The following is a 22,832-nucleotide window of genomic DNA, read 5'->3' as shown; positions in this document are numbered from 1 at the left end:
AAACGTCACCTTTATTTTTTAATCGGCAGGAAAACCGAAAACTCGGTATGTCCCGGCCAACTGGTAAATTCAATTTTCCCGGAGTGTTGATCGATCAAACTGCGGGCAATGGATAAGCCCAGGCCGGTACCGCCTTCGCGACCGCTTACCATCGGGTAGAACAGGGTATCCTGCAGATGCGATGGAATGCCGGGCCCGTTATCCTCAACGTCGATTCGGGCCGCCAGCCGGTAGCGCACGCCGTGTAACGTGAGCTGGAAGGCGGTGCGGGTGCGTAAAATAATCTCGCCCCCTTCAGGTCCCAGCGCCTGCAGGGCATTACGCACAATATTCAACAGGACCTGCTCAATCTGGTCCGGGTCATGGGCCAGTTCCGGCAGGCTTGGGTCGTAATCACGTACCAGCGTGACGTTCTCCGGCAGCTCCATTGAGACGAGCTTCACCACCCGCTCAGCCACTTTATGGATGCTTTCAGTGACGTGCATTCCCGGCTGCTGTGGCCCAAGAAGACGGTCTACCAGATTCCGCAGACGGTCCGCCTGCTCAATGATGACGTTGGTATATTCCGCCAGCGCGGGGTCGGGCAGCGCCTTGGTCAGAAGCTGCGCCGCGCCGCGTAATCCACCCAGCGGGTTTTTGATTTCATGCGCCAGACCGCGCACCAGGTCACGGGCGGCAATTTGCTGCGCATGCTGAAGCTGCTCCTGGCTCAGTCGACGCTGATTATCCATCGGCGCCATTTCCAGCAGGATCATCCCATCAGGAAGACGCTGCGCGGTCAGCGACAGAATGTGCGAGCGCCCGTCGATCACCAGCGTCACTTCGTTATCGGTAAACCCCTGACCCGCCTGCAAACTTTCCTGCATCAGGCCAATATTCAGCGAAAAATAGCTCAGGAGTTCAGGAAGCGGGGTGCCAAACAGTTTACGTGCGCTTTGGGCAAGCAGCTGCTGCGCCGCCGGGTTGGCGTAATGAACGGCCAGCTCGTCATCGACCAGCAAGATGCTGTTAATCAAAGAATTGAGGATCTGCCCAGCATCGGGCAGCGTGCCAGTTGCCATTCAGCAGTCTCCTGGAGTCGTTTGCACTAATTTAGTGCAGTATAGCGTTTTCGGCGTAAAAAGCGCGTGAGATCAGGTTGTTGGTGGAGAAAAAAGCCCATCCGGAGATGGGCTAAAAGTTTCCACGGCAACTACTCCCGGCGCTTGTCACGCCGGGTAAAACAACTTTATTAAACGCTGTAGTACAGTTCGAACTCAACCGGGTGCGGAGTCATACGCACGCGGTCGTTCTCTTCAGTACGCAGAGCGATGTAAGCGTCAATCGCTTCATCTGTGAACACGCCACCCGCAGTCAGGAACTCACGGTCTGCGTCCAGCGCCTGGAGGGCTTCTTCCAGAGAGCCAGCAACCTGTGGGATCTCTTTCGCTTCTTCTGGCGGCAGGTCGTACAGGTTTTTGTCCATCGCTTCGCCCGGGTGGATCTTGTTCTTGATACCGTCCAGACCGGCCATCAGCAGTGCTGCGAAGCACAGGTATGGGTTAGCCGCTGGGTCCGGGAAGCGAACTTCGATACGACGCGCTTTCGGAGAAGCAACAACCGGGATACGGATAGAAGCAGAACGGTTACGGGCAGAGTAGGCCAGCATCACCGGTGCTTCGTAGCCTGGGACCAGACGCTTGTAGGAGTTGGTGGTTGGGTTCGCCAGGGCGTTGATCGCTTTAGCGTGTTTGATAACACCACCGATGTAGTGCAGCGCCTGCTCGGACAGACCGGCATATTTGTCGCCAGAGAACAGGTTGGTCCCGTTCTTGGACAGAGACATGTGGCAGTGCATACCGGAACCGTTATCGCCAAACATTGGTTTTGGCATGAAGGTCGCGGTTTTACCGAAACGGTGCGCAACGTTGTGCACAACGTATTTGTAGATCTGAATCTCATCCGCTTTCTTGGTCATGGTGTTGAAGCGGGTAGCGATTTCGTTCTGGCCAGCGGTCGCCACTTCGTGGTGGTGCGCTTCAACCACCAGGCCCATCTCTTCCATGATCAGACACATGGTAGAACGGATGTCCTGTGAAGAATCAACCGGAGGAACCGGGAAGTAACCGCCTTTCACGCCAGGACGGTGACCTTTGTTACCACCTTCGTATTTGGTGGAAGAGTTCCATGCGCCTTCGATGTCGTCGATAGCCACGTGGGAACCAGAAATTGAAGCGCCGAAACGGATGTCGTCAAACAGGAAGAACTCTGGCTCTGGTCCGAACAGAACGGTGTCCGCGATGCCGGTAGAACGCAGGTACTCTTCAGCACGTTTTGCGATAGAGCGTGGGTCGCGGTCGTAGCCCTGCAGGGTGCCTGGCTCGAGGATGTCGCAACGGATGATCAGAGTGGGTTCTTCGAAGAACGGGTCAATGAGCGCAGTGGTCGCGTCCGGCATCAGAACCATGTCGGATTCGTTAATGCCTTTCCAGCCACCAATGGAGGAGCCGTCAAACATTTTGCCTTCTTCAAAGAATTCGGCGTTCACCTGATGAGCAGGGATTGTGACGTGCTGTTCTTTACCTTTGGTATCGGTGAAGCGCAGATCAACAAACTTCACTTCATGTTCGTTCAGCATCGTCAAAACGTGTTCAGCGGACATACTTAACTCTCCAGATTGGTCATTGTCGTCGTGGTAACGAGGTCTTCAATTTCTGTTTGTACTGGCTGGTGCCATGTATTTTTTATAAAGCGAAATCTGTGCCAACTTTTAAAACACCCCAAAAAGGCGTTATCATGCGCACCATAGTGCAAAAGGGCTGCACCACGATGGATTTGTTGCACCAGTATAGTGCTTCAATGTGAACATTGAGCACCATATTGGTGCAATTTACGTTAAAGTGCCCTTTTACCGCTCCGTGAAAGCGATCACAAAGCATCTCTGCAATACTTGTTTGCGGGGGATGTTTGTGATCCTGTTTTGTAGTGCGATTAATCCGTGTACAATAACGCGCTATTTCTAAATGCCTGAGGCAAAGTTGTGATCGAAAATTTGCGTAACATCGCCATCATCGCGCACGTAGACCATGGTAAAACTACTCTGGTTGACAAGCTGCTGCAGCAATCCGGTACGTTTGATGCGCGTGCCGAAACCCAAGAACGCGTGATGGACTCCAACGATTTGGAGAAAGAGCGTGGGATTACCATCCTCGCGAAAAACACCGCGATTAAATGGAATGACTACCGTATCAACATCGTTGATACCCCAGGGCACGCCGACTTCGGTGGTGAAGTTGAACGTGTAATGTCCATGGTAGACTCCGTTCTGCTGGTCGTTGACGCAATGGATGGCCCAATGCCACAGACGCGCTTCGTGACCAAAAAAGCTTTTGCCCATGGTCTGAAGCCAATCGTTGTTATCAACAAAGTTGACCGCCCTGGCGCGCGTCCTGACTGGGTTGTTGACCAGGTCTTCGACCTGTTCGTTAACCTCGACGCGACCGACGAGCAGCTGGACTTCCCTATCGTTTACGCCTCTGCGCTGAACGGTATCGCAGGTCTGGACCACGAAGACATGGCTGAAGACATGACCCCGCTGTATCAGGCGATTGTTGACCGTGTTCCTGCGCCAAACGTCGATCTCGACGGCACCCTGCAGATGCAGATCTCTCAGCTCGACTACAACAACTACGTTGGCGTAATCGGCATTGGTCGTATCAAGCGCGGTAAAGTGAAGCCTAACCAGCAGGTTACTATCATCGATAGCGAAGGCAAAACCCGTAACGGTAAAGTCGGTAAAGTACTGACTCACCTGGGTCTTGAGCGTATCGAGAGTGACGTTGCGGAAGCGGGCGACATCATCGCTATCACCGGTCTGGGTGAACTGAACATCTCCGACACCATCTGCGATCCGCAGAACGTCGAAGCGCTGCCAGCCCTGTCCGTTGATGAACCAACCGTATCCATGTTCTTCAACGTCAACACCTCTCCGTTCTGTGGTAAAGAAGGTAAATTCGTTACCTCTCGTCAGATCCTTGACCGCCTGAACAAAGAGCTGGTGCACAACGTTGCGCTGCGCGTTGAAGAAACTCAGGATGCCGATGCATTCCGCGTTTCGGGTCGTGGTGAGCTGCACCTGTCTGTTCTGATCGAGAACATGCGTCGTGAAGGTTTCGAAATGGCGGTTTCCCGTCCGAAAGTAATCTTCCGCGAAATCGACGGCCGTAAACAAGAGCCGTTCGAAAACGTAACGCTGGACGTTGAAGAGCAGCACCAGGGTTCTGTGATGCAGGCTCTGGGTGAGCGTAAAGGCGACCTGAAAAACATGAATCCAGATGGCAAAGGCCGCGTACGTCTCGACTACGTGATCCCAAGCCGTGGTCTGATCGGCTTCCGTTCAGAGTTCATGACCATGACCTCCGGTACCGGTCTGCTGTACTCCACCTTCAGCCACTACGACGACGTTCGTCCGGGCGAAGTGGGCCAGCGTAACAACGGCGTGCTGATCTCCAACGGTCAGGGTAAAGCGGTTGCGTTTGCGCTGTTCGGTCTGCAGGATCGCGGTAAGCTGTTCCTGGGTCACGGTGCTGAAGTTTACGAAGGCCAGATCATCGGTATTCACAGTCGTTCTAACGACCTGACCGTAAACTGCCTGACCGGTAAGAAACTGACCAACATGCGTGCGTCCGGTACTGACGAAGCAACGGTTCTGGTTCCACCGATCAAGATGACTCTGGAGCAGGCTCTGGAATTCATTGATGATGACGAACTGGTCGAAGTGACTCCACAGTCAATTCGTATCCGTAAACGTCACCTGACCGAGAACGATCGTAAACGTGCGATGCGCGGTGCGAAAGAAGAGTAATACGGTTATGCCGTAGGCCGGGTAAGCGTGAGCGCCACCCGGCAACGAAAAAGCCGCTGAGCGATCAGCGGCTTTTTTATTAGAACGAGTACCTTAACCCCAGGCGAATCCGGTACTGCTCGCGATTGTAATCATTCCATCGGTCCAGCCACTGGAGTTCGAGATACGGCAGCCAGTTTCTGTCGATCTTATAGCTGAACTTATTGGTAATCTCCCAGTGATGGTCCTTGCCATTTTTGCTGTGGTAATCATTCACCCGCTGGAAAAAATGCGGCTCAAAGGTGTAGAAAAACGCATCCGTCACTTTGAAATTCCAGTAGTTGGCAAACTCGTGCGTGTCGTTTTTATCCATCTGCCCGTTATAGTCCGGCGTATCGTAATTGTTATGGTTATAGCGATAGCGGAACGTCAGATTAAACCCGTCCGTAAATTTGTAGTTGGTATCTAAATAAACCGCACCGCCGGACCCTGCGCTGCTGTCGTTAATTAATCCGCCGGGCTGGAAGGTGAGTTTGTCGGTCGGTTTGAAGAGCGGATACCACCCCTCTATTTCGTTATAGCTGTGCTTGAGCTCATCCCATTTCCCCACGTTATAGGCGTTGGTGAACATCAGCCCCGCGCCCATATCGAAGTTATATCCCGCGCGCAGGATCACCTCGTGCAGCTCAGAGGCCGTATTGTAGGCTTCACGCGTTTCGACATACGCTCCGGCAAATACCGGGCAGGACACAGACGACACGATCAGTACGGTAATGATTCTTTTCATAATTTGTCCATGTATCAGGTACAGAAAGGCCTCCCTCCTGATTAACAGGAAGGAAAGAATGGCCGGATTTATTGTTATAAAGTGACTGCTGACGCTTTATTGTTGGTGGTTATCTCAGGGGTATTCGCTGATTGTTTTTTCCGTTTTCCAATCTCCTCAATAATAAAGGCGAAGCGCGCTTCGTTGAGTTTATAAAACAACCCCATGGTCACGGCGGCCACGATCGCCAGGCCGCACGGCCAGAGGAAAATAAGCTGACGCAACCCAAGCAGCGTGCCCGCGCTCTGCACGGCATGGGGAACGTAGCCAATCTGGGTCAACATAATGCCGGGCAGAAAACCGGCGAGCGCGGCGGAGATTTTGCGTGAGAAGGTGTAGCCGGTATACACCGATCCTTCGGCGCGAATGCCGGTTTTCCACTCGCCATAATCAACCGTATCCGGAACCAGCGCCCAGTTGAGGCTGTTCACAAACGCCGTGCCGAAGAAGGCCATGCAGGAAAACAGCACGAACAGCAGGGAGCTGGTTCCCCAGAAGAAGTTCAGCACGTCGCCTACTGCCCATAGCGTCAGCCCACCCAGATAGACCGGCTTCTTGCCAAATCGCTTCACCGCGCCCGGCACCAGAAACACGCCAATCAGAATGCAGCCCATGCTGAAGAAGCCCATCCACGACAGCAGGTGCAGATCGTTCAGCACGTACTGGGTGTAATAGACCTGAATCGCCAGCTTGATGTTAAATGCGGCGAGGGTACACAGGTTGGCGATACACAGCACCAGCAGCGGCGGGTTACGAAAGATGGCGCAGAAGGATTTCAGCATGCCGGGCTTATGATGATCGGGCGTGAGCTCCACGTAGCGTTCTTTCACGCCGCTATAACACCACCACATACAGAACAGGCCGCCGGTGACGAACGCCAGCGCGGCCACCAGATAGCCCAGGGAGGGTTGGCTGACGAACAGCGCCTGAATGGGCATAAAGCCGACGGTGCAGAGCAACAGTCCCACCGTTGCGCCACCCTGACGCCACGCCGCCAGCTGCGCGCGCTCGTTCGGGTTTTTGGTGATGGCCGGGACCATCGCGCCGTAGGCGCAGTTCATCAGGCTATAACAGAGGCCAAACATCATGAAGAGCACGGTGGCGAGAGCCGTTTTCACCGTCAGGCTAAAGTCGTTGGCCATAAACTGCGCCGTGGCGACCAGCGCCACCGGGACGGAAGCGTAAAGAATGAATGGCCGGAACTTCCCCCTCGGTCCGATGTTGCGCCGGGAGTCGAGCAGCACGCCGGTCAGCATGTCGGTCAACGCGGTAAAAAACTTCGCCACCAGGAAAATGATGCCGCCATAGAACGCAGGCATACCCAGTTCGTCAGTATAAAACTTCAGCAAATACAACGTCCCGATACATAGCATCAGGTTCGAGCCAAAATCACCCATCCCGTAGGCGCACTTCTCTCGCAGGCTCAATTTCAGGGTTAACGGATCAGTGTTATGTCTCATGGTCGATCCTCAAAGCGCCCCGCAGGGCGCTCAATCACGTCATTTATGCCGTACGTTTGCGCAGTTCGATCTCTTCCACGATGCGCACATACATCTTCTCGTTGAGGTTGTAGAAGCAGCCCATCGCCACGATGGTGATGACCGCCAGCAGGCTCGGATAGATAAATATCAGCTGCCGCAGCCCTTCAACCGTTCCGGCGGATTGCACCACGTTGGGCACATAACCGATCTGGGTGAGCATGATCCCCGGGAAAAAGCCCGCCAGCGCCTGCGATACCTTCCGGAAGAAGGTAAAGCCGGTATAGACCGTCCCCTCGGAGCGCACGCCGGTGCGCCATTCGCCGTATTCCACGGTATCGGACACCAGCGCCCAGTTCAGGCTGTTCACAAACGCGGAGCCAAAGAACGCCAGGCAGGAGAACGCCACAAAGCTCACCGATCCGCCGCCGAAGAAGTAGTTGAGCAGATCGCCCGCCACCCAAATCGTCAGCCCACTGATGTAGACCTTTTTCTTGCCAAAACGCCGCACCGCGCCGGGCATCATAAAGACGCCGATAAAAATACAGCCCATGCTGAAGAAGCCCATATACGACAGCAGGATCGGGTCGTTTAGTACGTACTGCGTGTAGTACACCTGAATAGCGAGTTTGACGTTAAAGGCACCCAGCGTGCACAGGTTGGCGATGCAGAGGATAAACAGCGGGCGGTTCCCGGCGATGGCGCGAAACGACTGCAGCAGGCCCGGTTTTTGCGCCGGGTTAGCAGGCTGTGTCTCAACGTAACGCTCGGTCACGCCCTTATAGCACCACCACATGAAGAACAGCCCGAACAGCGAGAAGAGGGTCGCAGCGAAGATATACCCAAGCTGGTTGTTACCTTCAATCAGGTTCATCACTGGCACAAAGCCCACGGTACAGAGCAGCAGGCCCAGCGTGGCGCCGCCCTGACGCCAGGCGGCCAGCGACGCGCGCTCGTCCGGGTTTTTAGTAATGGCGGGCACCATCGCGCCGTAGGAGCAGTTCATCATGCTGAAGAACAGGCCGTAAAGCATGAACAGCACCGTCGCCATCACCGTTTTGCCGGTTACCTCAAACGGCGTGCCGACAAAGTTGGCAATCGCCAGCAGCGTCACCGGGAAGGCCGCATACAGTACGAACGGGCGGAATTTCCCTTTCGGGCCGATCTTGCGCCGGGAGTCGAGCATGATCCCGGTCCCCATGTCGGTGAAGGCGGTAAAGAACTTCGCAATCAGGAAGATAATCCCGCCGTAGGTGCCCGGGAGCCCCAGCACGTCGGTGTAAAATTTCAGCAAATAGAGCGTGCCGATATCCAGCAGGATGTTAGAGCCGAGGTCGCCCATCCCGTAGGCGAGTTTTTCTTTAAACGGCAGTCGTAGGGTTGCCGGATCGGAAGTAAGTTGACTCATTATTGTTCTCCGTCTGCCCGCAGGTTTCCCCGCGGGCTAGCCTTATCAGATATGACGTAAGGTGCTAAACAGATCTGCCCATTCGCTGTGCTGGCGATAGAACACCGGCGGTTTGCCGAGCGGGGCATCAACGGTGACGTCACCGCCCTGGCAGGTTTCCCCGGTCCACGCATTGACCCAGCTGTCCTGCGGCAGATAGAGCGTCCAGTCGCGACGGCCCTCTTCATAAACCGGCGCCACCAGCAGGTCACGGCCAAACAGATACTGGTATTTCAGCGTGAAGGCGCGCGCGTCGTCCTCGTAGTGCAGGAACAGCGGGCGCATCACCGGCAGGCCGCTTTTCGCGTTCTGCGCAACCGCAGCTTTGATGTACTGCTTCAGGGTGGTGAACACGGTGGTCATGCGCGCGAAGTGGGCGATGGTTTCCGCATCGCCGTCGAACTGCCAGTTATCGCCAGGGCGGTTGCCCTCGTGGGTACGCATCATCGGCGTAAAGGCGCTGAAGTCGCACCAGCGCAGCAGCAGCTCTTTGCTGCGCTTCATCTCGAAAAGCGTCGTATAGCCGCCAATGTCGCTGTGGTGTAACCCGTGCCCGGTCATTGCCAGTGAAAGGGCCGCCGGTACGACGGACGCCAGACCGTCGTCCAGGCTCCAGTCGACGTTCTGATCGCCCGCCCACATCATCACAGAGTGCTTCTGGCTGCCGGTGTATCCCGCGCGCATAAAGAACAGGATCTCTCCGAGCTTGCCGGTCTCCTCCAGCGCTTCGTAGTTACATTTCGCCCACAGGGCAGGCCAGGCGTTATGCATGATCTCCGCGCTCACGCCGTTGTGCAGGAAGGTATCGGTCGGCAGATACTCCCCGAAATCGGCCATCCAGCCGCCGCAGCCCAGTTCAATCAGGTTCTTTTTAATCACCTCTTTGTACCAGCTGTAGGCTTCCGGGTTGGTCAGGTCGATAACGCCCGCGTAGAACTCGCCGAACTCAACGTGGTAATCCTTGCCGTCGGTATCTTTGGTCAGATAGCCGCGCTTCGACGCCTCTTCGCAGAGATCTTTATCGCTGGCGACGTACGGGTTGATATAGGAGAGGAACTGCACGCCTTCCTGTTTCCACTGCGCAATCCGCTCATCAAGCTGCGGATAGAGCGCGCTGTTCCACTTCCAGTTCCACATCACGCGTTTGCCAAAGGAGGTCATCCGGATGCCGGACCAGTCCTGCGCCCAGATGCCGTTTACCTTCACGCCGCCCTCGCGCATGGCGTTGAGCTTCTGCTGACACACCTCGGTGCCGCCCTGAATACCCAGCGTCACGCCGTCGTAAACCCAGTCCGGCAGTTCAGGCTGACGCCCCAGCAGGCCGGTCAGTTTTTCCAGCAGATCGACGTAGGTTTCCGCACATTCGAAGCGCAATGTGGCGTTATCTTCCCAGAACGCCAGCTCGTGGAAGTCCGGCGCGCTGAAGTCGAAGTTCATATAACAGCTGTTATCCACGTGGCAGTAGTACTTCTGGGTGCTCACGAAGGTAGGCTGCGGGAAGAAGGTCCAGTAGTAGTCGCCGCCCGCGTTCTCTTTGCAGTCGGCCTGCCAGGTGACGTAGGTCTGCTTATTGCGGCCCACGCCCTGCTCGCTGGTCCACAGCGGGAACGGCTTGCCGCGCAGATCGAAATACGAGAACTGCTCGCCGCAGCCGTAGATATGATCTTGTGGCTGAGCCGCCAGCCGCAGCCAGATGCGGTTATGGCTGGTGGCGTCATTTTTCAGCTTCAGCTCCAGACGGCCTTCGCCATCCACGCCCACCAGCAGCGTCGCGCTCACCGCATCGCCGCGGGTAAAGCGGATCGCCCAGCCCGCGCTTTGGTGCGTGACGGTCGCGTCCGTCAGGGCAATCTTTTCGTTGAGCTTGTCTTTGATGCTGAAGTTGCCGCGAAACATCTCGATATCCGCCTCGCCTGCGCCGATCCACAGGCAAGGGGCATCCGCGGTGTGGGATAAAATCAGACGGTCCTGCCAGCGCAGGGTGAAACCACTTTCGTTATTTTTCAGGTCAATATTATGTAGGGTACGCATAAAAACTCCGTCTTTATTATTTGGCCAGGCTATCCAGTAATCCGGCGGCTACGGCTGGGGCTAAGCCCGGCGCAAGCGGCAGGCGGGGGATCGCCAGACAGTGCAGCAGATGGTAAATATCCTGCTTGCCGTCCCAGACTTTGGTGGTCACTTCGTTATTGGTGTCCAGCTCCTGCCACCAGGAACCATTTTCGTAATCCATCAGGTACTTGATGCAGTAATCCCACCATTTCTGATACCAGGCTTCGTACTGCGCCTCACCGGTGACGGTGTAGAGGGCATAAGCCGTGCCCATCGCCTCGACGATCGGCCAGCGCACGCGTTCGCGCACGATAGGCTTACCGTCCCAGCCCACGGAGTAGACAAACCCGTCGGCCCCGTCGGGTGCCCAGGCGTCGCGGATAGTGGCGTGAAACAGGCCTTTCGCATCTTCCAGCAGCCACTCCGGCGGGTTTTCAAAGCGGGCTTCCAGCGCGGCGCGCAGGTGCAGCATCAGGCGGCCCCACTCAATCCAGTGCCCCGGTGTGCCGCCATAGGCGCGGAAGCGGTGGGCGGGGTTATCGATGTTGTAATCGCGGATCGGGTTCCAGTTCGTATCGAAATGCTCATTAACGCGATACTCTCCTTTGCGCGCCACGTCGTGAATAATCACCGAGGCGATACGCAGGGCGCGGTCGAGCCATTTCCGGTCGTGGGTCACGTCATAGACAATCAGAAAGGCTTCCACGGCGTGCATGTTGGCGTTACCGCCGCGGTAATCTTCCGTTTTGCTGAAGGCTTCGTCCCAGGACTCCAGGCACATCTGCTCCTGTTCGCTCCAGAAGTAGCGCTCAATCACCTCGATGGCGTCGTCCAGCAGCTTGCGCGCCTCGGGGTGGCCGGTGGTGACGGCGCTCGCCGCGCCCAGCAGGACGAAGAAATGCTGATAGCCCTGCTTGGAGGCATCAATCACGCCTTCATCGTTTACGCAGGCGTACCAGCCGCCGTGCTGTTTGTCGCGCAGCGGACCGTTCAGGGCATTAATGCCGTGCTCAACCAGGGCGTACGCGCCGGGGCGCCCCATGTTCGCCGCCACTGCATACACGTGCAGCATGCGGGCGGTGATCCACAGATGGGTGCCCATATCGCTGCGCACCTGCCCGTTATTGCCCAGCCAGCCAAAGCCGGTTGGTACGGCGGCGTTTTTACCGAAATCGAGAATGCGGTCGGTCTCTTGTTCGAGCCAGCGGTTATGGCTCAGGGTGTTAAACCATTTCATGTTCGGGTCCTTTCTCAGCGGCGAGCCATCATTTCGTCGACGATCTCACCCAGACGCTGCAGTTTTGGTACGGAAATATCGCGGAGCATCAGCTCCGTATCCGGCAGGCCAATCACGGATGACCAGACGGCGCGACCGGCTAAAAAGCCCGATGCCCCTGCCTGCATCGCCACGCTCACGGCGCGCGGGAATAACTTATCGTCCACGCCGGAAGAGAGGATCACCCACGGCATAGCGATGTGCTCGTTCAGCTTCTGCGAGGCCGCCAGCAGCGCCGGCTGCGTGCCTTTGCCAAACAGCGGCATCTCCACTTTGTAGAGGTCGGCACCGCTGTCACCCAGCTCTTTGGCCGCGTCGATAATCGCCTGTTCACGGTCAAACGCGGCACCGCGACGCGGCGGACGCACAACCGGCTCGATAATGCTCAACAGCCCGTTGTCGTGGCACAGCGTGTTGAACGCCTTCACCATCTCAAGACGCTGCTGCGGATCTTCATCGCTGCGCCACAGCACCAGCAGCTTCAGCGCCTTGCCGCCATCGCGTTTCACCGCCTGCGCGTCAATATTCTTGTCGATCACCACGCTGTCGACCGGAATGCCGTTACCCGGGATAAACTCGTCGGCCGCCACAATCATCGCGCAGCTTTTGGCGACGGCCTGCTGCGCCACAATTTGGCGATAGCAGAACTGCTGGTCGACGAGAATGGCAGAGGCGTACGGCGACAGAATCTTCGCCGCGTTAACCTTAAAATCCGTGAGGTGCTGGTCGGTTACCGGCACCGGCGCGCCTGCCGCAGCAAACATCAGGCGCATCGCTTCGCGCTGGTCCACGGCCAGCATCGCAAAACCGCCGGAAGGTCGGGTGATATCTTTCAGGGTGTACATCGTCATTCCTCAGTCCTTTCGTATCAGTGTGATTTTTTCAGCCCGGCAGATGCGCGAACCTGTTCAAGAATGGCCGTCCAGTCTTCGCGCCCGCGCCCGGCGGCTCGTGCCTGGTTGTAAACTTCGCGGGAGGCCGCGCCCAGTGGCATCGGAACGTGGAGTTGGTTGGCCACGTCCAGGGCGATCCCCAGATCTTTATGCGCAAGGTCGATCATGAAGGCGGGTGAAAGATCCCCTTTCAGCACCTTGTTCGGCCATGAGGTGGTGAAGTGGCCTTTACCCGCAGGCGTGCCGCTCATCACCCTTAGCGCCACGTCAAAGGAGAGACCGAGCGCTTCGCACAGCACGGCCGCCTCTGCCGACAGGGCGTTGAGGGCGATGCTCATATAGTTATTGATAAGCTTCACGCGAATGCCCATACCCGGCCCGCCGGCGTTAATCAGCTCATTGCCCATTGCCATTAATACGGGCGTGGCACGCTCAACCTGCTGCGCCGTGCCGCCAGCCAACAGGAGCAGCGTGCCGGCGACGGCATGGTCAGAGGTGCGTCCCACGGGCACGTCCATCAGGCTGAAGCCGCGTTCAGCCATGTCGCGGATCAGCGCGTCGGTTTGCAGCGGGTGAATGGTGGACATATCAATGACCAGCGCGTCTCGGGATAACCCTTCGCATACGCCGTGCTCGCCGAACAGCACGCTGCGCACCAGGTCGCCATTTGGCAGCATGGTAATCACGAATTCAGCATCCGTTGCGGCCTGCTCGGGTGTTGCCGCCGCTCGTGCGCCGTTCTCCACCAGCGCCTGAACCGCCTGCGGGTTCACGTCAAAAACGTTAAGCTGGTGGCCTTGCTTCAACAGATTCGTCGCCATTGGCGCGCCCATCTGTCCTAATCCGATAAATGCGATTGCTGACATGCCTCTCTCCTGTCACATCGTGTCAATTTCTGCGCGTTTGTGTTGTCTGTTTTTGATCGTATTTGTAATTTATAGTCAAAAAATTGACATGGGTCACTTTTTAAACATTTGATGAAATTAAAATGAAAGCATCAGAAATTGCAGAAGGAATCACCATGACTCGCATCGTTTGTGTCGGCATAACCGTGCTGGATCGCATCTGGTATCTCGATGATTTACCTAAAGAAGGTGGGAAATATGTCGCAAAAGACTATACGGAAGTGGGCGGCGGTCCGGCGGCAACGGCGGCCGTGGCGGCGGCAAAGCTGGGCGCGGAAGTGGATTTTATTGGTCGGGTGGGGGACGACGATACCGGCAGACGGCTGCTGGCGGAGCTGGAGTCCCTGGGGGTGAATACCCGCTACACGCGCGTGTTTAAAGATGCGCGTTCGTCACAGTCTGCGGTGCTGGTTGACGGCAGCGGGGAGCGCGTGATTGCGAACTATCCCAGCCCCGATCTCCCTGCCGCGGCAGACTGGCTGCGTGAAATCGACTTCTCGCAATGGGATATCGTGTTAGCGGACGTGCGCTGGCATGACGGCGCAAAGCAGGCGTTTACCCTTGCCCGTCAGCAGGGTGTGCCGACCCTTCTTGATGCGGATGTCACCCCGCAGGACATCGCGGATCTGGTTGCCTTAAGCGATCACGCGGCCTTCTCCGCACCGGGACTCCGGCGCTTAACGCAGCGGGAGGAAACTGAAGACGCGCTGAAAAAAGCACAAACGCTCACAAATGGACATGTTTACGTCACCCAGGGGCGTGACGGCTGCTTCTGGCTGGAAAATGACACGCTGTGCCATCAGCCCGGCTTTGAGGTGAACGTTATTGATACCACCGGGGCGGGCGACGTTTTCCACGGCGCGCTGGCGTTCAGCCTGGGACAGCAAACGCCTTCAGCCGACGCCGTGCGTTTTGCCAGCGCCGTCGCAGCCCTTAAATGTACAAAGCCCGGCGGGCGCGCGGGTATACCCGACTGTGATCAAACCCGCTCTTTTTTGTCACTTTTTGTATAAAATGCGGGGCGTGATGGTATTCAGAGGACAGCCCATGAGCCCTACCGAACTAACCGGCAACCCGCGTCACGATCGGCTGCTAACGCTGATTGCCGATCGCGGCTATATGAACATTGATGAACTGGCACAGCTGCTGGATGTCTCCACGCAAACGGTGCGCCGGGATATCCGCAAGCTCAGCGAGCAGGGGCTGATCACGCGTCATCACGGCGGCGCGGGCAGGGCATCCAGCGTGGTGAACACGGCATTCGAGCAGCGAGAAGTCTCGCTTACCGAAGAGAAGCGGGCAATTGCTGAGGCGATTGCGGACTATATTCCCGATGGCTCAACTATCTTTATCACCATCGGGACGACCGTGGAGCATGTTGCCCGGGCGTTGCTTAACCATAATCATCTGCGCATCATCACCAACAGCCTGCGGGTGGCGCATATTCTGTATAAGAATCCGCGCTTTGAAGTCATGGTGCCGGGCGGCACGCTGCGTCCACATAACGGCGGCATTATCGGCCCGGCGGCCACGGCGTTCGTATCGGGATTCCGTGCGGATTACCTGGTCACCAGCGTCGGGGCGATCGAACACGACGGTGCGATGATGGAATTTGACGTCAATGAAGCCAGCGTGGTGAAAACCATGATGGCCCACTCTCGCCACATTCTGTTAGCAGCCGATCATACGAAATATCAGGCGTCTGCGGCGGTGGAAATTGGCAATGTTGCGCAGGCGACGGCGCTCTTCACCGACGAACTGCCCGGTTCGGCGCTGCAAAATCATCTCAAATCCAGCAAAGTTGAAATTGTTGAAGTGATTTCAACCGACGAACAGCAGGCAGGTTAACGCCTCTACTGGCCCGGTATTGACGTCCGGGCCATTCCTTTCTTTAAGCTGAATCTGGCGCATAGCCAAACCTTCTCTTTCCCGCTACAGTTATTTTTCCACGGCGAGCAGGAGATAAACATGCTTTATATCTTTGATTTAGGAAATGTAATCGTCGATATCGATTTTAATCGCGTGCTGGGTGCATGGAGCGACTTTAGCCGCGTTCCGCTGGCGACATTGAAACAGAATTTCACTATGGGGGAGACCTTCCATCAGCATGAACGCGGCGAGATCGGCGATGAGGAGTTTGCTGAACGTTTCTGTCAGGAGATGGATCTACCGCTAAGCTATGAGCAGTTTTCACACGGCTGGCAGGCAGTATTTGTCGCCATCCGGCCTGAAGTGATCGACATTATGCACAAACTGCGCGAGCAGGGGCATCGGGTCGTTGTGTTGTCAAATACCAACCGTCTGCACACCACGTTCTGGCCTGAGGAATACCCTGAAGTTAAGGCGGCGGCCGATAAGATCTACCTTTCGCAGGAGATGGGGATGCGTAAGCCTGAAGCGCGAATTTATCAGGCTGTTCTGCAGGCAGAGGGATTCACCGCGGCCGATGCGGTCTTTTTCGACGACAACGCCGATAATATAGAGGGAGCTAACCAGTTGGGTATCACGTCAATTCTGGTGACCGGAAAAGAGACGATACCAAACTACTTTGCGAAGCAGCTATGTTAAAAACCGTTCATCAAAAAGCCACGCATCATACTCGTCCGCTGAGGGCCTGGCTGAAGCTGCTCTGGCACCGCATTGATGAGGACAACATGACCACGCTGGCGGGTAACCTCGCCTACGTGTCGTTGCTCTCATTAGTGCCGCTGGTGGCCGTTATCTTTGCCCTGTTTTCCGCTTTTCCAATGTTTGCGGACGTTAGCCTGCAGCTTCGCCATTTTGTCTTCGCGAATTTTATCCCTGCAACCGGGGATGTCATCCAGAACTACATTGAGCAGTTTGTCGCCAACTCCAGCAAGATGACGGCTGTGGGGGCATGCGGTCTTATCGTCACTGCGCTGTTGTTGATGTACGCCATTGATAACGCGCTGAACACCATCTGGCGGAGTAAAAAGGCACGACCAAAGGTCTATTCCTTTGCCGTGTACTGGATGATTCTCACGCTGGGGCCGTTGCTGGCCGGGGCGAGCCTGGCAATCAGTTCTTACCTTCTTTCCCTGCGCTGGGCGAGTGATTTAAACGGCGTTATTGATAATGGGCTTCGCATTTTTCCATTGATCCTGTCGTGGCTCTCGTTCTGGCTGCTCTACAGCGTCGTACCAACCACGCGCGTGCCTAACCGCGATGCGGTCGTGGGGGCGCTGGTGGCGGCGTTGCTCTTTGAGCTGGGCAAAAAAGGGTTTGCCCTCTACATCACCATGTTCCCGTCCTATCAGCTGATTTACGGCGTGCTGGCGGTGATCCCCATTTTGTTTGTCTGGGTCTACTGGACCTGGTGTATCGTCTTGCTTGGGGCTGAAATAACTGTCACTCTCGGTGTATACCGCGAACTTAAAAAAGCAGCAGCAGCTGAAAAACAACAAGAAGCAGACCAACCATGATTGCATTGATACAGCGCGTAACCCGTGCCAGCGTCACCGTGGAGGGAGAGGTGACGGGTGAAATTGGCCCAGGACTTTTGGTGTTGTTAGGTGTCGAAAAGGATGACGACGAACAAAAAGCCAACCGCTTGTGTGAGCGCGTGCTGGGCTACCGTATTTTCAGCGATGCGGAAGGTAAAATGAACCTGAACGTCCAGCAGGCGGGCGGCAGCGTGCTGGTGGTTTCCCAGTTTACGCTGGCAGCGGATACCGAGCGCGGCATGCGCCCGAGTTTCTCTAAAGGCGCCGCGCCGGATCGTGCAGAAGCACTTTACGAGTACTTTGTTGAGCGTTGTCGCCAGCAGGAAATGAATACGCAAACCGGACGATTCGCTGCAGATATGCAGGTTTCGCTGGTGAACGATGGCCCCGTCACATTCTGGCTCCAGGTATGAGCCAACTGGCGGCGTGGCCGCGGGTAACAAGAGAGAGTACAGCTATGTATCACCTTCGAGTACCGCAAACGGAAGAAGAGTTAGACGCTTATTACCAGTTCCGCTGGGAAATGCTACGCAAGCCACTGCATCAGCCGAAAGGATCTGAACGCGACGCCTGGGACGCAATGGCGCATCACCAGATGGTGGTTGATGAAGAGGGTAATCTCGTCGCCGTGGGGCGTCTGTATATCAACGCCGACAACGAAGCGTCTATTCGCTTTATGGCCGTTCATCCCTCCGTGCAGGACAAAGGGCTCGGCACCCTGATGGCCATGACGCTGGAATCCGTCGCCCGTCAGGAAGGGGTGAAGCGCGTCACCTGTAGCGCCCGTGAAGACGCCGTCGAGTTCTTTGCTAAGCTCGGCTTTGTGAATCAGGGGGAAATTACCGCCCCGCAAACCACGCCGATTCGTCACTTTTTGATGATCAAACCCATCGCCACGCTGGATGACATACTGCATCGCGCCGACTGGTGCGGGCAACTCCAGCAGGCCTGGTATCAGCATATTCCGCTCAGCGAAAAAATGGGCGTGCGCATTCAGCAGTACACAGGGCAGAAATTCATTACCACCATGCCGGAAACCGGCAATCAGAACCCGCACCATACTCTGTTTGCCGGCAGCCTGTTTTCACTCGCCACGCTCACCGGCTGGGGACTGATCTGGCTGATGCTGCGCGAACGTCATCTCGGCGGCACCATCATTCTGGCCGATGCCCATATCCGCTACAGTGCGCCGATCAGCGGCAAGCCGAGCGCCGTGGCCGATCTGGGTTCGCTGGGCGGCGATCTTGACCGTCTGGCGCGAGGTCGCAAAGCTCGCGTACAAATGCAGGTAGAGCTGTTTGGCGATAAAACGCCGGGCGCGGTGTTCGAAGGCACCTATATCGTTCTTCCGGCGAAGCCCTTTGGCGCGTATGAAGAGGGCGGTAACGAGGAGGAATAATCCCTCCGTTGTTATCGCTGGGCGGAGTGAATCCGCCAGGCGATGTCCCGTATAACGTCTCGTGCTGACTGGCTAACCCCGCCAAGCTGAAAGAAGCCATGGATGACGCCCAGCCAGCGCTGAGCGGTACACTTCACACCCTGCTCAGTCAGATGCTGATACAACATTTCTCCCTCATCGCATAGCGGATCGTACTCTGCGGTAATAATGTGCACTGGCGGAAGACCGTTAAAATCATCCCGCCACAGTGGGCTGGCTTCCGGATGTTGGCGGTCAGTCTCTGCGAGATACATTTCATACCCGCTGAGCAGGGTATCGCGGGTGATAATATAATCCGTGCCATTAAGGGCATAGCTTTCAAAACTGGCCGTGGCATCGAGCATGGGATAGATAAGAATAAGCTGTACAGGTTGCCACAGCTTTTTAACCTTAAGTCGCAGCGCCGTTACCAGCGCCAGATGCCCTCCTGCGCTGTCCCCACAGAGGGTGAGCCGGTTCTTATCCACGCCTAATTCGTCTGCATACTGCCAGACCAGATTCGCACCTCTTTCTGCATCGTCATGTGCGGCGGGGAAGGTATGCTCTGGTGCCAACCTGTACTGAATCGCAACAATCCGGCAGTTTCCTTTAAACGCCAACTGGCGAAGCTGATTATCATGGGTATCAAAACCACCGCTGACAAAAAAGCCGCCGTGATAGTAGATGGCAGCAGGTAGTGTTTCTTGTGCATTGAGGGGCGAAAATACCCGAAAGGTCATACCTTCAAGAACATGCGTTTCAACCTGGACGCGAGCTTCTGTCTCTCCGGCCAGTTCTGTGCTGGCGATATACCCAGCCCTCCGGTCATCAATATCTTGCTTTCGCGAGGAAGGTCTTCCTGCAGCAATAAAATCTTGAACAAGCTTATCAATACCCTTTTCAAGAGCCATGGTGGCGTCCTTTTGCTGTATGAATATACAGCCTTATAACCTGGTTTAATGCAGAAGAAAACATCAAATTGTGTGAAACCAGTGATCTGGAAAACGGCTCGCAGAAACCAACATCACTCGATGAAACAGATGGATAAGTAACCAAAATCGCAATAACGTAACTCATATTAGGGGTACGTCATTGACGTATATTGGATGTTTGCTACTATAAGCCAATGGCGTATAATTTATGCTGTTCATTGAAACGGATATTTTCACAGAAGACGTCAAAACGTTACTGGATGACGACGAATACCATAGGTTCCAGATATTCCTCGCTACGCAACCGGAGTATGGCGATCTTATCCAGAATACGGGAGGCTTGCGAAAGATTCGCTGGCTTGCTGGCGGTAAGGGAAAGCGTGGCGGAGTCAGGGTTATCTATTTTCATCGCACGCGTGAGCTTGAAATCAGGCTGCTGCTCATCTATCGCAAAGGGATCAAAGATGACCTGTCTGCGAGTGAAAAAGCCGTACTGAGAAAGATGATTGAGAGGTGGTAAATGGACAAGGCACTCTTTGAGCGGTTAACCCAAAGCCTGGCGCAAATGAACGAAATCGCTGAGGGCAAACGTGAACCGTCACGTACTTTTCAAATCGATGCGATGAAAATCAAAGAAATCCGTCAGGCGTCCGGGCTATCGCAGAGTAAATTCGCGAATTTAATTTCTGTTAGTGTCGATACACTGCGTAACTGGGAACAAGGCAGGCGCTCACCGACAGGCCCGGCTAAAGCGCTGCTGCGGGCTATTGCCAACGATCCGCAACATGTTATCCCTGCACTTTCGCAGTAATTAGCCCGGCAGCAAAGAGGCTGACCGGGCTAAATGGGAATTACTCCCCTTCACCCGGGAACAGGAACGGGTTGATCGAGCTGCGGGCAAAGCCCTCCTGCTCCATTTTCGCGTCCAGAATCAGCGAGGCGAGATCGTCAGCGACCGCTTCAACTTTCGGGTCTTTTTCCTGATACAGAATCTTCAGGTAGGTCCCGCAGTCGCCGCAGCTTTCGGCTTTCACCGCCGCTTCTTCATTTTCCAGCGACCAGTAGTTCAGATCGCGCGTCTGCTCGCAGTTGCTGCACTTGATGCGCACCACGTGCCACTCGGTTTCACACAGGTTGCAGTGCAGGTAGCGCAGCCCCTGAGTGGTGCCGATTTGCACCATGCTCGATACCGGCATGGAGCCGCAGACCGGGCAGAACTGACGCGCCTCGCCGTATTCGGCGCGGGCTTTGCCCGGGATCAGGCTTGCCATTTGCGCCCAGTAGAGCGACAGCGCGGCCCAAATGAACGGTGCTTTATCGCTGCTGACCAGCGAGAAGTCGGAAGCAAACAGCGCGCTCGCCATCTCTTCCAGCTCCAGTTCGGACGCTTTTTCCAGATTCTCAATGACCGCCAGCGCGGTGCCGCTCATCTCCGGCTTCAGCTCGGCAATCAGCGAATGCAGCAGCTTTTGCCAGTGCTTGTCGCGCGGCAGGACGTGAATGTCCAGCGGCGGCTTGCCCTGCGCGTTGGCTTCTTTGATGCGTGCGGTCAGATCCATTTGCAGCGGGTGGTCATACAGCACCACTTCCTGCGCGTGGGCAACCAGCGCGGCAAAGCGCAGAAAATCACCCAGCGGGTTGTTCTCTGCCAGCTCGCGCAGACGCTCTGCGCGGCGGTTGTAGAGGTTCTTGAGTCTGGGGAATAACAACGGCGGAATATAATCCGCCGTGCGTTTCTCGCTCGACCCCAGCTCATCTTGCGGGATTATGCGAATACTCATTCAGATGACTTTTCCTGTTTCTGGCGGACTTCACGGTACCAGCGCGGGTGATGTTTCTTCGCCCACGTACTGGTTACCCATCCTTCCACCATCGCGGTAATGGTGCCTTTCACCCAGAGGGCGGCGTAGATATGCACCATGATAACCACAATTAACGCCACTGCGGCAAATGAATGCAGCATCAGCGCGAATCGGATCACCGGGATTGAGAAAGCAGGCGCAAAGTACGGACGCCAGATGATCACGCCGCTCACCAGCAACAGGACCAGGAAGATAATCGCCGCCCAGAATACGCATTTCTGGCCGAAGTTATAACGCCCGGTATCACCCACTTCCTCGTTGACGACGATCTTACGAATATTCTTCGCCCAAAAGATATCATCCCGATTGATTAGGTTATGGTGCCAGTAGCGGAAAAACATGATGATGAACGACGCGAACATGATGACGCCCACAAACGGGTGCAGAATACGCGCCAGCTGTGGTGTCCCCATGATCTGCATCAGCCAGTTGAAGGACGGGAAGAAGAACCCCAGCCCGCTTATCGCCGCCAGCATGAAGCAGAAGGCGGTGACCCAGTGGTTGATGCGTTCCGGCGCGGTGTAGCGCACGATGGTGTCACGTTTTCTCATTTGCGCACCTCGTCTTTCTCTTCATGCAGGTTGTCGTCTTCCTCTTCCGCGCGGTTCGGACCAACGCCGACGTAGTGGAAGATGCTCGCTGCGAAGGTGGCAGCAAAACCGACCGCTGCCAGCGGTTTCCAGATGCCTTTCCAGAACTTCACGGTGGCGCTGATTTCCGGGTTCTCCGGCAGGCCGTGGTACAGATTCGGCTTGTCGGCGTGGTGCAGCACGTACATCACGTGCGTACCGCCAACCCCGGCCGGATCGTACAGGCCTGCGTTGTCGTAACCACGGGTTTTCAGCTCGCCCACGCGCTCTGCTGCCAGCGTTTTCATATCCTCTTTGGAGCCAAAGTGGATAGCGCCGGTTGGGCAGGTCTTCACGCACGCTGGCTCCTGGCCGACGGTGACGCGGTCAACGCACAGCGTGCATTTGTAGACGCGGTTGTCTTCAGGGTTCAGGCGCGGTACGTCGAACGGACAGCCCGCGATGCAGTAGCCGCAGCCGATGCACTGTTCGGACTGGAAGTCGACGATGCCGTTGGCATACTGAATGATAGCCCCTTCTGACGGACATGCCTTCAGGCAGCCCGGATCCGCACAGTGCATACAGCCGTCTTTGCGGATAAGCCATTCCAGTTTGTCGTTCTGCTCCACTTCCGAGAAACGCATCACCGTCCAGGACTTGGCGGTCAGGTCCGCCGGGTTGTCGTACACCCCAACGTTGTGACCCACTTCGTCACGGAGGTCGTTCCACTCAGAACACGCCACCTGACAGGCTTTGCAGCCGATACAGGTGGTCACGTCGATAAGCTTCGCCACTTCCTGCTGGTGGTCCCGCGCCTGAGGCGCGGGCGTGAAACCGTTAGTCGCGGAACGACGGATAATGTCTTGAGATTGATAAGCCATAAGTCGTC

22 protein-coding genes are annotated in these 22,832 nt (G+C 56.0%); 9 read left to right on the top strand and 13 right to left on the bottom strand.

Annotated elements, in window-relative coordinates; genetic code table 11:
* Positions 1-11 precede the first annotated feature (11 nt).
* Together glnL and glnA are read right to left on the bottom strand one after the other, a co-directional pair.
* Positions 12-1,061, bottom strand: coding sequence for a nitrogen regulation protein NR(II) (gene glnL / locus L370_RS15385; RefSeq protein ID WP_023333897.1), 1,050 nt, complete (start codon positions 1,059-1,061; stop codon positions 12-14).
* 170 nt (positions 1,062-1,231) lie between these two features.
* Positions 1,232-2,641, bottom strand: a complete 1,410-nt coding sequence (glnA, locus tag L370_RS15390; RefSeq protein WP_023333896.1) for a glutamate--ammonia ligase — start codon at positions 2,639-2,641, stop codon at positions 1,232-1,234.
* Between the two features lie 378 nt (positions 2,642-3,019).
* Between glnA and typA the strand changes: the two genes are divergently transcribed.
* The gene (gene typA, locus L370_RS15395) at positions 3,020-4,843 is read left to right on the top strand and encodes a ribosome-dependent GTPase TypA (protein WP_023333895.1); all 1,824 of its coding nucleotides are present in this window, start codon (positions 3,020-3,022) and stop codon (positions 4,841-4,843) included.
* A gap of 79 nt (positions 4,844-4,922) precedes the next feature.
* On the opposite strand, the gene ompL is transcribed toward typA, so the two are convergent.
* The 7 genes from ompL to yihU all read right to left on the bottom strand — a co-directional run bounded on the left by ompL (position 4,923) and on the right by yihU (position 13,660).
* Positions 4,923-5,609: a porin OmpL gene (ompL, locus tag L370_RS15400; RefSeq protein WP_023333894.1), complete on the bottom strand. Its 687-nt coding sequence runs from the start codon at positions 5,607-5,609 to the stop codon at positions 4,923-4,925.
* A gap of 74 nt (positions 5,610-5,683) precedes the next feature.
* Entirely contained in the window at positions 5,684-7,108 is a 1,425-nt protein-coding gene (locus tag L370_RS15405) for an MFS transporter (protein WP_023333893.1), read from the bottom strand.
* Positions 7,109-7,151: 43 nt separating this feature from the next.
* The gene (locus L370_RS15410; protein WP_023333892.1) at positions 7,152-8,534 is read right to left on the bottom strand and encodes an MFS transporter; all 1,383 of its coding nucleotides are present in this window, start codon (positions 8,532-8,534) and stop codon (positions 7,152-7,154) included.
* A gap of 45 nt (positions 8,535-8,579) precedes the next feature.
* A complete protein-coding gene (locus tag L370_RS15415; RefSeq protein WP_023333891.1) occupies positions 8,580-10,604 on the bottom strand; it encodes an alpha-glucosidase in 2,025 nt (674 codons plus the stop codon).
* A 16-nt stretch (positions 10,605-10,620) separates the two neighbouring features.
* Positions 10,621-11,862: a sulfoquinovose isomerase gene (gene yihS, locus L370_RS15420; protein WP_023333890.1), complete on the bottom strand. Its 1,242-nt coding sequence runs from the start codon at positions 11,860-11,862 to the stop codon at positions 10,621-10,623.
* Positions 11,863-11,876: 14 nt separating this feature from the next.
* Positions 11,877-12,752, bottom strand: coding sequence for a sulfofructosephosphate aldolase (yihT, locus tag L370_RS15425; protein ID WP_023333889.1), 876 nt, complete (start codon positions 12,750-12,752; stop codon positions 11,877-11,879).
* 17 nt (positions 12,753-12,769) lie between these two features.
* Positions 12,770-13,660, bottom strand: a complete 891-nt coding sequence (gene yihU / locus L370_RS15430; protein WP_023333888.1) for a sulfolactaldehyde 3-reductase — start codon at positions 13,658-13,660, stop codon at positions 12,770-12,772.
* Between the two features lie 155 nt (positions 13,661-13,815).
* Between yihU and L370_RS15435 the strand changes: the two genes are divergently transcribed.
* The 6 genes from L370_RS15435 to fabY all read left to right on the top strand — a co-directional run bounded on the left by L370_RS15435 (position 13,816) and on the right by fabY (position 18,562).
* Positions 13,816-14,712 (top strand): sugar kinase, encoded by an 897-nt coding sequence (locus L370_RS15435; RefSeq protein WP_023333887.1) that lies wholly within the window; start codon positions 13,816-13,818, stop codon positions 14,710-14,712.
* A 34-nt stretch (positions 14,713-14,746) separates the two neighbouring features.
* Positions 14,747-15,547 carry a DeoR/GlpR family DNA-binding transcription regulator gene (locus tag L370_RS15440; protein WP_023333886.1) on the top strand — a complete coding sequence of 267 codons (801 nt, stop codon included), beginning with the start codon at positions 14,747-14,749 and terminating at the stop codon, positions 15,545-15,547.
* A 120-nt stretch (positions 15,548-15,667) separates the two neighbouring features.
* A complete protein-coding gene (gene yihX / locus L370_RS15445) occupies positions 15,668-16,267 on the top strand; it encodes a glucose-1-phosphatase (protein WP_023333884.1) in 600 nt (199 codons plus the stop codon).
* Entirely contained in the window at positions 16,261-17,142 is an 882-nt protein-coding gene (locus L370_RS15450; RefSeq protein WP_023333883.1) for a virulence factor BrkB family protein, read from the top strand. Before yihX ends, L370_RS15450 begins: the two co-directional genes overlap by 7 nt.
* Complete coding sequence (gene dtd / locus L370_RS15455) at positions 17,139-17,576, top strand: D-aminoacyl-tRNA deacylase (RefSeq protein ID WP_008501836.1); 438 nt, start codon at positions 17,139-17,141, stop codon at positions 17,574-17,576. The genes L370_RS15450 and dtd overlap by 4 nt, the downstream gene beginning before the upstream one ends.
* 44 nt (positions 17,577-17,620) lie before the next feature.
* The gene (gene fabY / locus L370_RS15460; protein WP_023333882.1) at positions 17,621-18,562 is read left to right on the top strand and encodes a fatty acid biosynthesis protein FabY; all 942 of its coding nucleotides are present in this window, start codon (positions 17,621-17,623) and stop codon (positions 18,560-18,562) included.
* 11 nt (positions 18,563-18,573) lie between these two features.
* Here the strand turns inward: fabY and L370_RS15465 are convergent, their stop codons facing one another.
* A complete protein-coding gene (locus tag L370_RS15465) occupies positions 18,574-19,491 on the bottom strand; it encodes an alpha/beta hydrolase (RefSeq protein WP_023333881.1) in 918 nt (305 codons plus the stop codon).
* Positions 19,492-19,720: 229 nt separating this feature from the next.
* Between L370_RS15465 and L370_RS15470 the strand changes: the two genes are divergently transcribed.
* Positions 19,721-20,032, top strand: coding sequence for a hypothetical protein (locus L370_RS15470; RefSeq protein ID WP_023333880.1), 312 nt, complete (start codon positions 19,721-19,723; stop codon positions 20,030-20,032).
* Entirely contained in the window at positions 20,033-20,323 is a 291-nt protein-coding gene (gene nadS, locus L370_RS15475) for a NadS family protein (protein ID WP_023333879.1), read from the top strand.
* A gap of 40 nt (positions 20,324-20,363) precedes the next feature.
* On the opposite strand, the gene fdhE is transcribed toward nadS, so the two are convergent.
* From fdhE to fdxH, 3 genes are read right to left on the bottom strand one after another with little or no spacing between them, the layout of a single operon-like run.
* The gene (gene fdhE, locus L370_RS15480; protein ID WP_023333878.1) at positions 20,364-21,293 is read right to left on the bottom strand and encodes a formate dehydrogenase accessory protein FdhE; all 930 of its coding nucleotides are present in this window, start codon (positions 21,291-21,293) and stop codon (positions 20,364-20,366) included.
* Entirely contained in the window at positions 21,290-21,925 is a 636-nt protein-coding gene (gene fdoI, locus L370_RS15485) for a formate dehydrogenase cytochrome b556 subunit (RefSeq protein WP_008501832.1), read from the bottom strand. Before fdoI ends, fdhE begins: the two co-directional genes overlap by 4 nt.
* Complete coding sequence (gene fdxH, locus L370_RS15490) at positions 21,922-22,824, bottom strand: formate dehydrogenase subunit beta (RefSeq protein ID WP_008501831.1); 903 nt, start codon at positions 22,822-22,824, stop codon at positions 21,922-21,924. Before fdxH ends, fdoI begins: the two co-directional genes overlap by 4 nt.
* Positions 22,825-22,832 lie beyond the last annotated feature (8 nt).

The organism is Enterobacter sp. MGH 24 (assembly GCF_000493015.1).
GTDB lineage: Bacteria > Pseudomonadota > Gammaproteobacteria > Enterobacterales > Enterobacteriaceae > Enterobacter.
This window is presented reverse-complemented; position numbering and strand designations above follow the sequence as displayed.